The organism is Schaalia turicensis ACS-279-V-Col4, assembly GCF_000296505.1.
GTDB lineage: Bacteria > Actinomycetota > Actinomycetes > Actinomycetales > Actinomycetaceae > Pauljensenia > Pauljensenia turicensis_A.
The window spans coordinates 638963-652873 of sequence record NZ_JH815208.1 but is presented as its reverse complement, the minus strand read 5'-3'; the positions used below and the strand labels follow the sequence as shown (position 1 = coordinate 652873).

Here is a 13911-nt window from a genome sequence, read left to right as displayed (position 1 = left end):
TTTTCAGCCACAAGTTTCCTTTGAAGTAATGCGATAGATCAGTGTGAGTACACGGACGGCTTGAGCGTTCCAACGAACGGCAGATTCCTGTACTTTTCGGCGTAGTCGAGGCCGTATCCGACGACGAATTCATCAGGAATGTCGAAACCGACGTAGGAAACTTCCACGTCAACCTTCATTGCTTCCGGCTTGCGCAGGGCGGTGGCGATCTTCACACTCTTCGCGCCACGCGATTCAAGGTTGGTCTTCAACCACGCAAGGGTCAGGCCGGAGTCGATGATGTCTTCAACGATCAACACGTCGCGACCATTCACATCGTGGTCTAGGTCCTTCAGGATCCGGACAACACCCGACGACTTAGTACCACTGCCATACGAGGACACGGCCATCCAGTCCATTTCCAGCGGAGTGTGCAGTTTGCGTGACAGGTCAGCCATCACCATGACAGCGCCACGAAGGACGCCAACCATGAGGATTTCTTTGCCTTGATAATCCGCGTCAATTTGCGCGGCCATTTCGCTCAGGCGCTGGTCAAGCTGCTCTGCCGTGACCAGAATTTCCTGCAGGTCGTCGCCCATATCCTGTGCGTCCACGTCATCTTCTTTCCGTGAATGCGCCCCCAATTCGAGAAGCGCCCTACCATCAAGATTGCCACATGTGCCCGCCTGACGCGATCCATCACGTTCTTTGTCACCTTAGGGCGAACGTGCCACTGAGGTTCGACGCTAGTGAGTGCGAAGAAATGGGACGAGGCTGGCCCCATTTTCTTTATCTTTTAGCCGAAAAATGGCCAGTGAGGGCACCTCAATTTCCTTCTGACCGTGCCAATTCACGACAAGGTTGTCGACGCGATCAATGTGGGTCATAGCGAGCTTTGATTCGTCAGCTCCACATTCGATAAGGAAGCGTCGAATGATGCGGGTTCTGACAGCTTGCGGAAGTGATTTCAAAGGTTCGACTGTAAGAGCCACCGTTTGAGTGTGCGCCGCGGGATACGTGTGGGTGGCCTCGTCGATGGGGGAAAGCGAAACGGGGCGTTCTAGCGTCACTTTCACGCGCGCCCACTCTCTATCAGCCCATTGGTTCAGAGCATCATCGTCACGCGCCACAAGGGTCGCCGTGCGCGCTAGGGCAAGCGCAGGGTCACTACCGAGTGCCTCCCCCAGTAGCGGAATCGCACGGTGACGCAGAGCAGATCGGCGAAGAGGAGACCCGTCGGCGGCTTTCCAAGGACCATCGGGATAGTTCGTCGGATCATCAACAAAGCTAACTGCAAGCGCCTGACAGGTAGCGATCGTGTCGGCTCGACGCAGATGTAGCAGGGGACGAATCCACCTGATCCCCTCGCGGTCGGTCGCATCTTGACGCATCGCACGTAGCGAATGCGCTCCCGAGCCTCGTCCCAGGCGCAGGAGAACCGTTTCCGCCTGATCGTCCAACGTATGCCCCAGCAGAATCGGAGCATCGTAGGAACGCGCCACCCGCGCGAGCACCTCACGACGCGCCTCGCGCCCAGCACCTTCAGGACCTCCTTTATCCGCGAGCGCGACCCGCACAACGCGGGAGTCGGCTCCATAGGATCGGGCAAGGTCTCCGACGGCACGTGCCTCGTCAGCTGATTCCGCGCGAACTCCGTGGTCGACAGTCACAGTGACAATGTTGAGTCCCAAGCGGGAGGCGCAATCTAGGGCACACAAGGTGAGCGCCAACGAATCGGCGCCACCGGACAAGCCGATAACAACAGCGGAGCCCGGCTGGAATTCCTTCAAACACGCCCAGACGGCACGCGATACTCTGCCGAGTCCGCCACCGGGGTTTGGGCCGATACGCGACGAAAGAGAGGGTGTTTCAGCCAACGCGCATAGTCCACACGTCAGGGTTTGCGCATTCGTGAGCCGAAGGAACGTTCGCTTCGTCTTCAACCAGTCGTGGCAAATGCCCACCGTGGATGATGAATCGAGCAAATTCTTCAATACCGTCACGGCTGGGATTGTCAGGCACATGAGTGTTCTGGTTCTCGTCGATTGGCTCGCCAACTCCGACGTAGTCAATCAGGGAACGAACAGAGACACGAGGCCCGTGACTGCGCAACCACTCCACCGAGGACAGGTCCTTTGCCGTCAGAGTGTCCATACATGCGTCGACAAGAGCGTCAGCAAGCAGGAGTCGTTCAATGAAAACGTCCAGCCCACCATCCGGTTTCCAGAGGAAGGGAGCGGCGCTCAAGATGACGCCATAGAGACCCGCATGCATATTGACCCACTTACACCATTGGGACTGATCCAAGGAATAGCGGTAGGTGCGTTCCAAAACGTTGGGAGCCAGCAGAACACGCGAGCTGGTTGTCGGATCCCACAGGGCGGTCGCGTGCATTGTGAGTGTGCGGGTAATCCTTGCCCCAGTGACAACATCCATCAGAGATTCGTTGGGCATCGACGTGTCATAGATCCTGGCGACCATTGAGGCGAAGGTATGACGATCAACCACATAGGTCGGCTGATTGACTACACAATCAGCCGCTTCGTCTAGTCCGGTCAACTTGGCAAGCCTGCGATCTGCCCACCCGGTTGCTTTCTTCAGCATCGCAACACACGTATAGGCATTCGACGAGTGAGTCGCCGGGCCAGCATAGGACAAGGCATTCATCACGGACGCCATAGCGGACGCGCCAAAAGGTACCTGCATGCCCCCAAGTCTAAAAGGAAAGTGCTGTCCCGACCTTTTAGTCGGAGAAACGTGCACGGGCGAATAGAGGAAAGGTGGTGCGGGCACACGTCCGGCGTGTCTCAGAGCTACGGCATCACTCCTCAGGGCCACACGGCCTGGCGCGTCAGAGAGCTGCAAGCGCGCCGACGAACTTATCCAACGCGGGACGAGTGTTCGCAGCTGCATCGTCAGGAACGTTCTCCGTGCCGATCACGTAGACCAGCAGTCGCCCGCTGGAGGTCGACACGACGCCAGCGAGGGTCGAAACCGTCGACAGTGAACCAGTCTTGGCCTGTGCGTTTGCCCAGGCGGCAGAGTTGGACATACGACGTGTCATCGTCCCGTCAAGGCCGGACCACGGCAGTGAACGGACCAGGTCAGCCGTGCCACCCGACCCCATAACGGACGATCGGATGACATGTGCCAGCGTGTAGGGGGCTATTCTGTCGTTGCTCGACAGGCCCGAGCAGTCGTCTAGGCGCAGCCCGTCAATAGGATGCCCCGCGTTCGCGACAGTGGTGGCAAGAGTGGCGACCGCTCCTTGGTACGAGGTCTCTTGTCCTGCGGCGGATGCACTCAATCGACAGTATTGGTCGGCAAGCGTGTTGTCAGAGTTGTGAAGCATCCATCTGACCTGTTCAGCGACCGTTGCTGAGTCGATTTCTGCGATCTTCTGCGCCCCTTCGGGGGCAGTGGCAACAGAGCCTAGGGTTGTCGCAATTCCGGCCGAATACAGGGCGTTCGCGAACACCTGCGCGACTTGCGCTTCAGGGTCATCAAAGAAGGAGTAGGCGTCAGGCACTGTCCTGCCAGCATCGATGGCCATCGCCCCAACATGTCCCTCGAACTCACCAACACCCTGAGAAAGCCAGTCTGCGGAATGATCGGGGCCGACAAACGGATCGGCTTGCCAGTAGAGGGTGGTTGCGCTCAACCCAGCTTCGGCCAGCCTCTTCGCGGTTTCGTTTGCCAGATCGACGAGGCCGGCTCGCCCATTGACCTCACTGGCGTTCGAGGGGCCGGCGCCAAGAAGTAGATCCCCATCGGAGGACAGGTAGATGTCTGAGCCTTGAAGCTGAACGCGCATCTTCAACGTTGAGGAGGGATCAAGGGTATTGAGTGCGGTAAATGCTGTCAGAACTTTTGTGATTGATGCGGGAGTGTGCCCTTGGTTTGCTCCAGCATCCAGCAGAACTGTGCCCGTTTGCGCGTCAAGGACGCTTCCCCATGTCGTGTACTGGCCTTCACTGCCTGCTCGGGTGACAGATGCCCAGGCGGCTGCGACAGCGTCAGGAGATACTTCAGCGCCTTGCGAGAGTGTTGCCGGCGAGAGGGATTGGGGTTGTTCAGCGGGAAATCCAGGAATCGGAGTCGCTTGCACATCTGACGACGTTTGCGCGGCCGACGAGGCACTATCACCAATATCGGCACTGTTGCACGCAGCAAGACCCGCAACTAGGCCTACAGCGCATACAATCACACCAACAGTCCTGTGACGCATGGATCTCCTCGAGGTTAAATACACTGGTTTCAACAGTAGCGTTTCGGGTAGCAGGCAGGCGGTCCGACACCCATAGGGCCGTCTCGATGATGAAGGAGCTCACCATGATGGAATTCGACGTGACCATCGAAATTCCCAAGGGGAATAGAAACAAGTACGAGATCGATCATGAGACCGGGCGTATCCGTCTGGATCGCATGCTCTTCACGTCGACGCGTTATCCGGATGATTACGGTTTTATCGATGACACCCTCGGCGAAGACGGCGACCCGCTTGATGCGCTGGTTCTGCTTGAAGAACCCACGTTCCCCGGTTGTGTGATTCGTTGCCGTGCTCTGGGTATGTTCCGTATGCGCGACGAAAAGGGCGGTGACGACAAGGTTCTGTGTGTCCCCGCATCTGACCAGCGCGCCTCATGGCGTACCGACATCGATGATGTGTCGGAGTTCCACCGCCTTGAAATCCAGCACTTCTTCGAGGTCTACAAGGATCTTGAGCCCGGCAAGAGCGTTGAAGGCGCTCACTGGGTAGGTCGTGAAGACGCCGAAGCTGAAATCCAGCGTTCCTATGATCGCCTCACGGCAGCAGAAGACCACTGACCTTCCCTGAACCTCAAGAGGGGCGGGAATCGAGTTGAACTCGATTCCCGCCCCTCTTTTTGGATGCTCTGAGCTTCCTTTCGATTCCTCGATCAGAATGACCGGTATCAGAAGCGCACGACGTACGGCATGAGCTGATTCCAACCCCAGATTGAGGTGATACGGACACTACTACCCGGAGCCGGTGCTTCGATCATGCTACCGCCACCTAAGTAAATGGCAACATGATAAATTCCGGACTGCGAACCGTTGGTCGACCAGAACAGCAAATCACCGGGTTGAGCGTTATTGAAGGACACTTTGGTTCCGTAGTCGTACTGCGACTTGGAATAGTGAGGAAGATAAACACCTGCTGATGCCCACGCAATCTGAGTGAGACCCGAACAGTCAACACCACCTCGTGACGCCCCACCCCATACGTAGGGGACGCCCAGGTAGCTCTTCGCTGTTGCGATAGCAGTCGATGCGCCACCGGAGCCGGGGTAGCTGACTGGCGGTTCGTATGACGGTTCCGGAGTCCACGACGATGAGCCTGACGCCGCCGCTTCAGCTTGGCGAGCTGCTTCACGTCGCGCAGCTTCCTCGGCCGCTGCACGCGCCGCAGCTTCGGCGGCGGCTGCGCGTTCTGCTTCAAGGGCCGCTTCGCGTTCTTGGATCAGTTCGACCGTGGTGTTCTGCTTGCGGGCGAGCTCAGCAAGGTAACCTTGGCGGGTTGCCTCAGTGGTTTCTTGAAGAGCGAGTGCCTTCTGGGCACTCGCCTGCGCAGCTTCAGTGCGTCGCTGTACTTCAGCCGTTGCTTCAGTTTGTGCAGCAACTGCTTCGTCGGCAGCTTTCTGCATGACGTTGGCGACCTGTTGAAGGGCAGCAACGCGTTGCATCTTTGCGTCAGCTGAAGCGGAGAAAGCTTCGATTGATGCCTGCTTGGTTTCAACAGTGCGCAGACCATCCGCGTTCACGTAGGGGGCAAGGGCATCCATTTCGGATCCGCCATCGCGGTACGCAGTCTGTGCGACTGAGGCAATTTCTTTCTTGCCCGCTTCGAAGTTCGCTTTTGCTTCATCAGCATCAGCTTGCGCTGAGCTGGCAGTGTTCTTGGCTTCTTCGAGAGCTATGTTGGCTGCGTTGAGATCTTCTGCTGCGACCTGGGCGGCCTGAAATGCTTGATCGGCTTCAGTCTTCACTGATGCAAGGCGAACTTCGATCTGAGCCACTGAAAGCTTGGCAGCTTCTTCTTCTGCCTGCGCGCGGGCGATGTCCGCTTCTGAGGGGGCAGCTTGCGCCATTTGTGGGGCGATCAGCGCCATGCTGGCAAGCAGAACCATTGCTCCTACACGGAAGCGGAGACGCTGCGAACGTCTTGACTGGTTGAACACTACTTCACCTGTCGTCGGGAACATATACGAGCATCGTCATCAGACAGTGCACCTGTGGTGAGAGTAGTCACTCTTAACAACAAAAGCAACACCTGCAACTATTTTCACATCTTTCCCATTTACAACATTGACAACATCAGCAACATATTTGGTCATCATCTCGCCCCCGCGTCATACAAGTCCTTGGACTGAACAGAGCGCTTTTTCTCCTCTTAGGCGGACACGTGATCTTACGGATACCTCGCTGACTGCGGGTCAGTCACTTTCAGCACCAGCACTAAAGCGCGCCGAGCAAGTAGCACACCGCTTTGCCTTGCGCCTCAACCGTCACGTTGACAATGCGCTCGCAGCCGCAAAGGTCGGCCTCATCCAGCGCGCACTGACGGGTGATGCGCAATTTTCGACCGAGCCGCACCGTCAAATCCCGTCGCGCGTCTCCGTTTTTGCGCAGTAAGTCCTCAGAATGACGCACACCTTCCCGCCCACCAGGAAGTCCTGCCGGACTTGGCGGAACCTCGTAGGGTTGTCGTATGACTGACGAGGATCTCGAGACACGCACACTTCACACTCGTGAAGCGGCCGCGGACAGTGAGCACCTAGAGGGTCTCGCCGCTTCAGATGGGGAACCCACCTATGACGTGATGAGCCCCTGGGGCGAAGAAGGACCAGCTCCGGTTGGCCAGTGGCGCACCGACATCCTGGGGCCGGCTTATCAGTCACAGACGATCGAACTGATCGCAGATGCCGAGGGCGACAACGTGGCAACGCTGGTGAAGTATCTTCCCCACCGTGACCCAGATGTCAGCGAAAATGCGAAAGCATTCCCGAAGAGCGTCACCCTGTACCTACACGGGCGCAACGACTATTTCTTCCAGACTGAGCTGGCGCAGACGTTCGCCGAAGCAGGTTCCGCTTTCTATGCGCTTGACCTGCGCAAATACGGTCGTTCACTTCGCCCCTGGCAAACGATCGGCTACACGGACAACCTGAATGTCTACGACGAGGAGATTGGCGAAGCACTCGACATCATTGCCGAAGAGAATCCAAATCTGCCCCTGATCCTGTCGGGACATTCAACGGGTGGTTTGATCACAACGCTGTGGGCGCATCGCCACCCTGGCGCGTTCGACGCGTTAGTTTTGAATTCAGCGTGGTTAGAAATGCAAACGCTAGCAAATCTACGGACGACGGTTGCGCCTGTCCTAGAACGGATCGCGCAACGCAACCCTCGCTGGGAAGTTCCCGGTGGCGGTGGCCCCGGCTTCTACGGGCGTTCACTGACTCAAGGCTGGGCAACCTCCGGTCTGACTGTGCCACAAGCGTGCGCAGACAATCCCGACGATCCAGCGGTGAAGGGCTGGGAGTATGCGCTGGCCTGGAAGCGCCCGGAGTCGTATCCGATTCCCGTCGCATGGTTAGACGCAATCTTGGATGGCCACAACACGGTCGAAAACGACGTGCACCTGTCATGCCCGGTTCTGTCCATGATGTCGACCTCGTCGTACACGGGCGAAGAATGGTCAGAACGCATCTTTTCCTCTGACGTTGTCTTGGACGTCGAGGTGATTGCTGAACGCTCAATGAATCTTGCTGATTGCGTGACGATTGCTCGTTTCCCAGGCAAGCACGACCTATTCTTGTCCGACCCGGATGTGCGCGCGAATGTGCGTCAAACGATGAAACGTTGGATCGGAGCGTTCGTCACGCCCGTTGAGTAAACCAACCGGCAACTAGGCCGTGAGCGGTCAGATACGGGTCATCGCCCGTGTTTCCCCATGCCCGAAGAAGCGGGAACGATGCGGTATTCGCGGATCATTTCGCGATTGACCTCTATAAGGGCCTCGGCAAGTGTTGGTCCCGCAAGGTCAGCGATGTAGAGGTTATTCCAGGCGTCAGAAAAGTTGGGAAGAAGCTCTTCAAGCTCATCGACGTCGTTCCACTGTCCAAGCGCGCTTCGAATCATGCCATCGACACCAAGTTGAAGGTCGGACGGCACCTTGAACGTTGGAGGGGCAACAAGGGGAACTGCCTGGCCGATAATCGCTCCAAGAATAGGAAGAGTCGATGCGGTGGCATCTAGGATCGGCACTCCATCTTCACGAGCTTGGCGAATATCGTCGGGTTCAACGAAGCCACGTTCATCTTTAGTTGCCGGGGCATCCGTAACGATGGAGTCGAAACCATCCGCGTCGTCTGTTTCATTAAGGTTGGCGCGGACTCCCCCGGCAACAAGAGCAAGTGCATCGTTGACAAAGTCAGAGACACCAGCGTCGAGCGTCATTTCGATTTCTTCGGGTGCAGCAATGAATTCCGCGTCGTCTGCCGGTTGATCATTCTCAGGTGCCTGTTCCAATGCTGACGCATCATGGCCGGAGTCATCGAGGGAAGCCGTGATTTCACTGATGCCTTGGGAGCCTTGGGACAACAGGGCTGGCGAGTGCATGTACAGGCGCGAGCCAACGGGCACAACATCAAGGAAAACGCGTCCATTGGACATCACTCGAACCTGAACCTCGTGAACTTCCACGCCAGAATTCGCCAGAACGTCCAGAGCGGGGCGAACCTGCGGATCAATTTCGCCGGTAACAACGATCAAGCGCGGGCCCGCACCCGGCGACGGTGGCATAGCGTCACGGAACTGCATCCACCCATGACGGAACGCGTCAAGACCACCGTCGTATTCGCGCGCCAAGTCACTCCACGACAGGGCAGCAGTATCCGCCAAACGCGACAGAGAGCTAATGAGGGTGTCTGAATCAAGGTATGTAATCACTTCAACACTGACGACTTGCCCCGTCGCATCGAGGGCAGTCAAGCGTTGAGAATCTTCGTCTTCTTCGTAACCGCGAACAATATCCCGCCAAGTAATTGGGAAAAGCGGGCGGGAAACAATCTCCAAGACCTGCCCACACACAGCGTCGATAACGTCGCCAGTCAAACCAGAATCCAATGGGCGCCCAAATTGCGCAGGAACCAGACGACCGTTGTCGAACTCGAAAAGAGCCACTGGCGTTTCCTCCCTGGATTGACCGGACATATCGCCTTGCCGAGAAAGGCGACAGTGTCCCCCTATTGTTTCACATCTGGCAGGCGCATAACACTGCCCAAAAACTAGGGGCTCAATAAAAATTACGGCCTATGCTCCCCCTCAAATTCAGGGCCTCGTCACGGACTGTTCCACGTGGCGAACACACAGATTCACGCATTGGCGCCAAAAAGTATGCGACAAAGCAGTGAAAAGGCTAGCTCATGCGAAGATTCACCTATGAGCGTCACGTGGGATCCAGCCCCTACAACCGGGCATTCATCAACGCCGATCGATCCTGCCCCGAAAAATGGGACGGCAACACGGCAAGCTGCGGTAAGCCAGATCGATCCGGAGTTTCTGCGGGCTCTGACCGAAGCGGTCGACGGCGATATAGATACGTCGACGGGATCTCGCGCGCGCTTTTCCACGGATGCTGGCCTGTACCGCATTCCACCGTTGGCGATTGTGTTCCCGAAATCGATCGAGGATGTCGAGGCAACGCTTGCCGTGGCGCGCACCTTCGGCGTTCCGGTGACGACGCGCGGTGGTGGCACATCCTGCTCCGGCAACGCTGTTGGCCCAGGTCTCATTATCGAATTCACCCGCTATTTGAACCATGTGGTCAGCATTGATCCCAAGGCAAAGACCGCTGTCGTTGAGCCCGGATGCGTGCAGGCAACTTTGCAGGCCGCGGCGGCCCCTTTTGGGCTACGTTTCGGTCCTGATCCGTCCAGCCAGAATCGCGCGACGATCGCGGGCATGGTTGGCAATAACGCGTGCGGCCCACATGCGACCGCTTGGGGGCGTACGGCTGACAACATCGTGTCCCTCGAATGCATCGACGGGCTGGGACGTCGATTCACGGCAACCACCGAGCATGCCCCCGATATTCCCGAAGTTCCGGGTCTGACAGAGCTTGTAGATGCGAACCTGGCATTGATCCGCACTGAGCTTGGCACCTTCGGACGCCAAGTATCCGGCTATTCGCTGGAACATGCGACGCCGGAAGGTCACCGTAATCTTGCCGCGATGCTGGTGGGCACCGAAGGCACACTGGTCACGATCCTATCGGTCACGGTTCGCCTTGTTGACCTGCCAACGTCTCCCGTTTTGGTCGTCCTCGGCTATCCGAACATGATCGACGTTGCCGACGACGTGCCCGCACTTTTGGAGCATCATCCTCTGGCGGTTGAGGGTATGGATAAGCGCCTCGTCGATGTTGTTCGCCAGCACCGAGGCCCGGGCACTGTCCCCGAACTGCCACCGGGCGAAGCCTGGATGATGTGCGAGGTCGGCGGAAGCTCGCCAGAGGATTCTCTGGAACGCGCTCACGCTTTGGTCGCGAGCGCCACCACCGACTCGGTCGCGATTTACCCGCCGGGTGACGATGCGGGTCGCTTGTGGCGTATTCGCGCTGATGGTGCCGGTCTTGGTGGCCGTACGCCGTTTGATCCGGCGTCCGGCACAGGCAATGAGCAGGGGTGGCCAGGATTCGAAGATGCCGCGGTTCCGCCCGCGAAATTGGGCGCGTACCTGCGTGATTTCACTGCTCTGATGGATGAGTTTGACATTGACGGCCTGCTCTACGGTCACTTCGGTGACGGCTGCGTCCACGTTCGTCTTGATTACCCATTGGACACTGACGAGGGTGTCGCCCACACTCGTCGCTTCTTGGAGCGCGCGGCGACCGTGTGCGCGAAGCACGGTGGGTCTGTGTCGGGTGAGCACGGTGATGGTCGCGCTCGCACGGAGTTGTTGCGCTTCATGTATTCGCAGGCAATGCTGGACTTGTTTGCGCAGGTGAAAGCTCTGTTCGATCCGAACAACATGATGAATCCGGGTTTGCTGACTGCACCGATGAGCCCGACCACCGCAACCGAACGTCGCCATGCTTTAGGTGACGCCTATTCACTGAAGCCGGCCGCTGTTGCTGTCTCGGCTTCGCGCGTTGATCCGCAGCCGGGCGTTGATCTGGTGGATCATTTCCTTCGTCGTCCCGCGGCGCGTTCAATGCCCGCCGATGGTGGCTTCGCGTTCCGCGAGGATCACGGCGATTTCACGAACGCAATTCACCGTTGCACGGGCGTGGGCAAGTGTCGCGCGGGTATTTCGGGGACGTTCATGTGCCCGAGTTGGAAGGCGACGAAGGACGAGAAGGACGTGACTCGAGGCCGCGCCCGCACCCTGCAGGATGCGGCGAACGGCCAGTTGATTCAGGCGATCGATTCTGCGGAAGTCCTCGATGCCCTCGACCTTTGCCTGGCATGCAAGGCGTGCTCCTCGGACTGCCCGGCCGGGGTCGACATGGCGAAGTACCGTTCAGAGACGCTGTTCCGCCGTTACCGCGGGAAGGCTCGTCCGTTGTCGCATTACACGCTGGGCTGGTTGCCACGCTGGACGCGCCTGACGGCGTCGATCCCCGGTTTGGCAAAGGTCGGCAACGCTCTCCTCGGCGTGGATGTGCTACGCCGGCTGGCGTTCGGGCTGATCGGGTTGGATTCACGTCGTCCGATGCCACCTCTGCAGTCGGGCAGGTTCTCGCGCTGGGCACGTAAGCGTGGCACAACTTCGATGGTGTCGTCCGCTTTCTCCCCCCTTGACGAGGTCGCCTCCACGTCTGGCGACCAGCTGTCACAGGGCGGAGGCCGACCGGCCTCGTCAATGAGCAAAACCAGGAAATCGGCGACACCCATTTCCCCCACAGACCCGGATGGCCGTCGCTATGTGGTGGTGTGGGCGGATTCCTTCTCGCAGACACTGGACGACACGGGAGCACGCGCTTTGACCGAGCTACTGGAAACGAACGGCTTTGCCGTGATCGTCGCGCCGGATGTGTGCTGCGGGCTCACGTGGATCACGACGGGCCAGCTGAAGGGCGCAAAGAAGCATCTGGCGACTCTGCTGGACACGCTCGCGCCATTCGCGGCGAACGGCATCCCGATCGTGGGCGTGGAGCCGTCGTGTACTGCTGTTTTGCGTGATGACCTGCTGGATCTGCTAGCGGATGACCCGCGTTCGGCGATGGTCTCGAAGGATACTGTGACGCTTGCTGAGCTACTGGCGACCGTCCCGGATGAACAGTTGAACCTACCAGACCTGAGCGGTGTTGAAGTTGTGGCTCAGCCACACTGCCACCACTACTCGGTCATGGGGTGGGACGCGGATCGCGCGCTACTGGATCGTCTGGGTGCGACGGTTACTCAACTATCGGGATGTTGCGGTTTGGCCGGCAACTTCGGCATGGAGAAGGGACACTACGAGGTCTCCGTCGCGGTCGCAGAGCAGTCGTTGCTACCTGCGCTCAGCGAGCACCCGGATGCCGTGTACCTGGCGGATGGATTCTCCTGCAGGACGCAGGCCGGCCAACTCGCCGAGCGCGGTGGCGTCCACCTCGCGACCCTCCTCGCGTGCGGCCCGAAGGCCGACTGAGCCCTCCCGGCGGAGACACCGACGCGCTCCCGGCCTCAGGCCGAGCTCTTGGAGGCGGAGGCGATACACAGAATCCACGTCGATCGAGACGAGCCTTCCGCGACTGTTCCTGGGGCACTTCGAAAGCAGCACGCAGGGGAGCGTACCATAACGTGAACGAGAACGCCTTCGGACGAATCGCGAGATCAGAGCGCGGATCCGCCCGTTCCTCGAGCCCCTTTCGGCACCCACCCCGCCCCCTCGGAGAAGGCGATCCCATCCCCGCGCGCGACGACGCTCTCCCAGCGGGTCGAGAGTCCCCTCGCCCTCCCCCAGACGTCCAAACGGGTACCGTCGACGCATTCCTCCCCGGCGACGAGGAGGGCCGTTGAAAGCGCCTCCGCCATGACTCCCGACGCGCAGATCACGCTCGCCTGGAGAACGCCCGATTCGCTCGGCCGTCCCGTCCTCGGATCGAAGGTCTCGTGGGCGAGCGCCTCCGGGAACGGGCGACCGGCGTCGAATGATGCGGGCGCGTAGTCGCCCGAGGTCGACAGAGCCGATGAGGAGGAGAGCTCGACGCTACCCGTCCACTCGTTCTCCGCCGCGCCCGGCTCCCGCAGGCCGACCGTCCACGGCCTCCCGTCCCACCGGCGTCCGAAAGCGGCGATGGACGATGTGCCCAGGGAGACGAGAACCCCCTCGGCGCCGGCCGCCACGACCGCGTCGCGCACCGCGTCGGCGGTCGCCCCTTTCGCGATGGCGCCGAGGTCGAGGGCCGGTCCCCTCGACGGGGAGGCTCCCCCGTTCACGGCCCGCGCGAGACGCCAGCGAGCGGCCTCGTCGCGTTCCAAGAGCGCCGGATCACACGAGCGGAGCGCCCCGTCGATCTCCTCCTGGGACGGGGCCTCGGGCACGCGCCCGCTCGCGAGGAAAGACCTTCGAGCGCCCTTGACATCCCACAGGCGCGCGAGTGCCCCCGCCAGCGGAGTGAAGGCCCCGCCGGTCACCTCCGACAGGGCCAGGGAATCGAGGAGCAGCGAATCCGTGCGCGGATCGACTTCGCACCACCCCTCGCCGGAGTTGATCCTCGAGACGTCCGAGTCTGGGCGGAAGACGGACCACAGCGCTTCGCGTTCGGCGACCAGTCGGCACACCCCGCGCGTGATGTGCGGAAGATCCCCGCCCGCACCGATGAGGTCAACGCGCGTGCCCATCGCCGGGAAGGAGACTCGCCAGGAACGCGCGCCCCCGCCCTCGCCGACCTCGAATTCGACGAGCGGACGCTCCCCCACC

Annotated in this window: 10 protein-coding genes; 3 read left to right on the top strand and 7 right to left on the bottom strand. The window is 59.6% G+C overall.

Annotation, left to right across the window (positions count from 1 at the left end; genetic code table 11):
- Nucleotides 1-38: 38 nt before the first annotated feature.
- The 4 genes from hpt to HMPREF9241_RS02830 form a co-directional block, all read right to left on the bottom strand.
- A complete protein-coding gene (gene hpt, locus HMPREF9241_RS02845) occupies nt 39-593 on the bottom strand; it encodes a hypoxanthine phosphoribosyltransferase (RefSeq protein WP_040318362.1) in 555 nt (184 codons plus the stop codon).
- A 132-nt stretch (nt 594-725) separates the two neighbouring features.
- Nucleotides 726-1856, bottom strand: a complete 1131-nt coding sequence (gene tilS, locus HMPREF9241_RS02840) for a tRNA lysidine(34) synthetase TilS (RefSeq protein WP_006680772.1) — start codon at nt 1854-1856, stop codon at nt 726-728.
- The gene (locus HMPREF9241_RS09385) at nt 1849-2685 is read right to left on the bottom strand and encodes a hypothetical protein (RefSeq protein WP_165544424.1); all 837 of its coding nucleotides are present in this window, start codon (nt 2683-2685) and stop codon (nt 1849-1851) included. Before HMPREF9241_RS09385 ends, tilS begins: the two co-directional genes overlap by 8 nt.
- Before the next feature lie 145 nt (nt 2686-2830).
- On the bottom strand, nt 2831-4207 hold the full coding sequence (locus HMPREF9241_RS02830; RefSeq protein ID WP_006680770.1) for a D-alanyl-D-alanine carboxypeptidase/D-alanyl-D-alanine-endopeptidase: 1377 nt from the start codon (nt 4205-4207) through the stop codon (nt 2831-2833).
- A gap of 107 nt (nt 4208-4314) precedes the next feature.
- Here HMPREF9241_RS02830 and HMPREF9241_RS02825 point away from each other — a divergent pair, with 107 nt between their 5' ends.
- Nucleotides 4315-4806 (top strand): inorganic diphosphatase, encoded by a 492-nt coding sequence (locus HMPREF9241_RS02825; RefSeq protein WP_040318497.1) that lies wholly within the window; start codon nt 4315-4317, stop codon nt 4804-4806.
- Nucleotides 4807-4913: 107 nt separating this feature from the next.
- Here HMPREF9241_RS02825 and HMPREF9241_RS02820 read toward each other — a convergent pair whose 3' ends face one another.
- The gene (locus HMPREF9241_RS02820; RefSeq protein ID WP_006680768.1) at nt 4914-6203 is read right to left on the bottom strand and encodes a C40 family peptidase; all 1290 of its coding nucleotides are present in this window, start codon (nt 6201-6203) and stop codon (nt 4914-4916) included.
- Nucleotides 6204-6709: 506 nt separating this feature from the next.
- On the opposite strand from HMPREF9241_RS02820, the gene HMPREF9241_RS02815 reads away from it, so the two are divergent.
- Nucleotides 6710-7897, top strand: a complete 1188-nt coding sequence (locus tag HMPREF9241_RS02815) for an alpha/beta fold hydrolase (protein ID WP_006680766.1) — start codon at nt 6710-6712, stop codon at nt 7895-7897.
- 38 nt (nt 7898-7935) lie between these two features.
- Here HMPREF9241_RS02815 and HMPREF9241_RS02810 read toward each other — a convergent pair whose 3' ends face one another.
- Entirely contained in the window at nt 7936-9186 is a 1251-nt protein-coding gene (locus HMPREF9241_RS02810; RefSeq protein ID WP_006680765.1) for a hypothetical protein, read from the bottom strand.
- A gap of 258 nt (nt 9187-9444) precedes the next feature.
- Here HMPREF9241_RS02810 and HMPREF9241_RS02805 point away from each other — a divergent pair, with 258 nt between their 5' ends.
- Nucleotides 9445-12636, top strand: coding sequence for an FAD-binding and (Fe-S)-binding domain-containing protein (locus HMPREF9241_RS02805; RefSeq protein ID WP_083856925.1), 3192 nt, complete (start codon nt 9445-9447; stop codon nt 12634-12636).
- 185 nt (nt 12637-12821) lie between these two features.
- On the opposite strand, the gene HMPREF9241_RS02800 is transcribed toward HMPREF9241_RS02805, so the two are convergent.
- Nucleotides 12822-13910, bottom strand: coding sequence for an FAD:protein FMN transferase (locus tag HMPREF9241_RS02800; protein ID WP_006680762.1), 1089 nt, complete (start codon nt 13908-13910; stop codon nt 12822-12824).
- Between the last annotated feature and the right edge of the window lies 1 nt (nt 13911).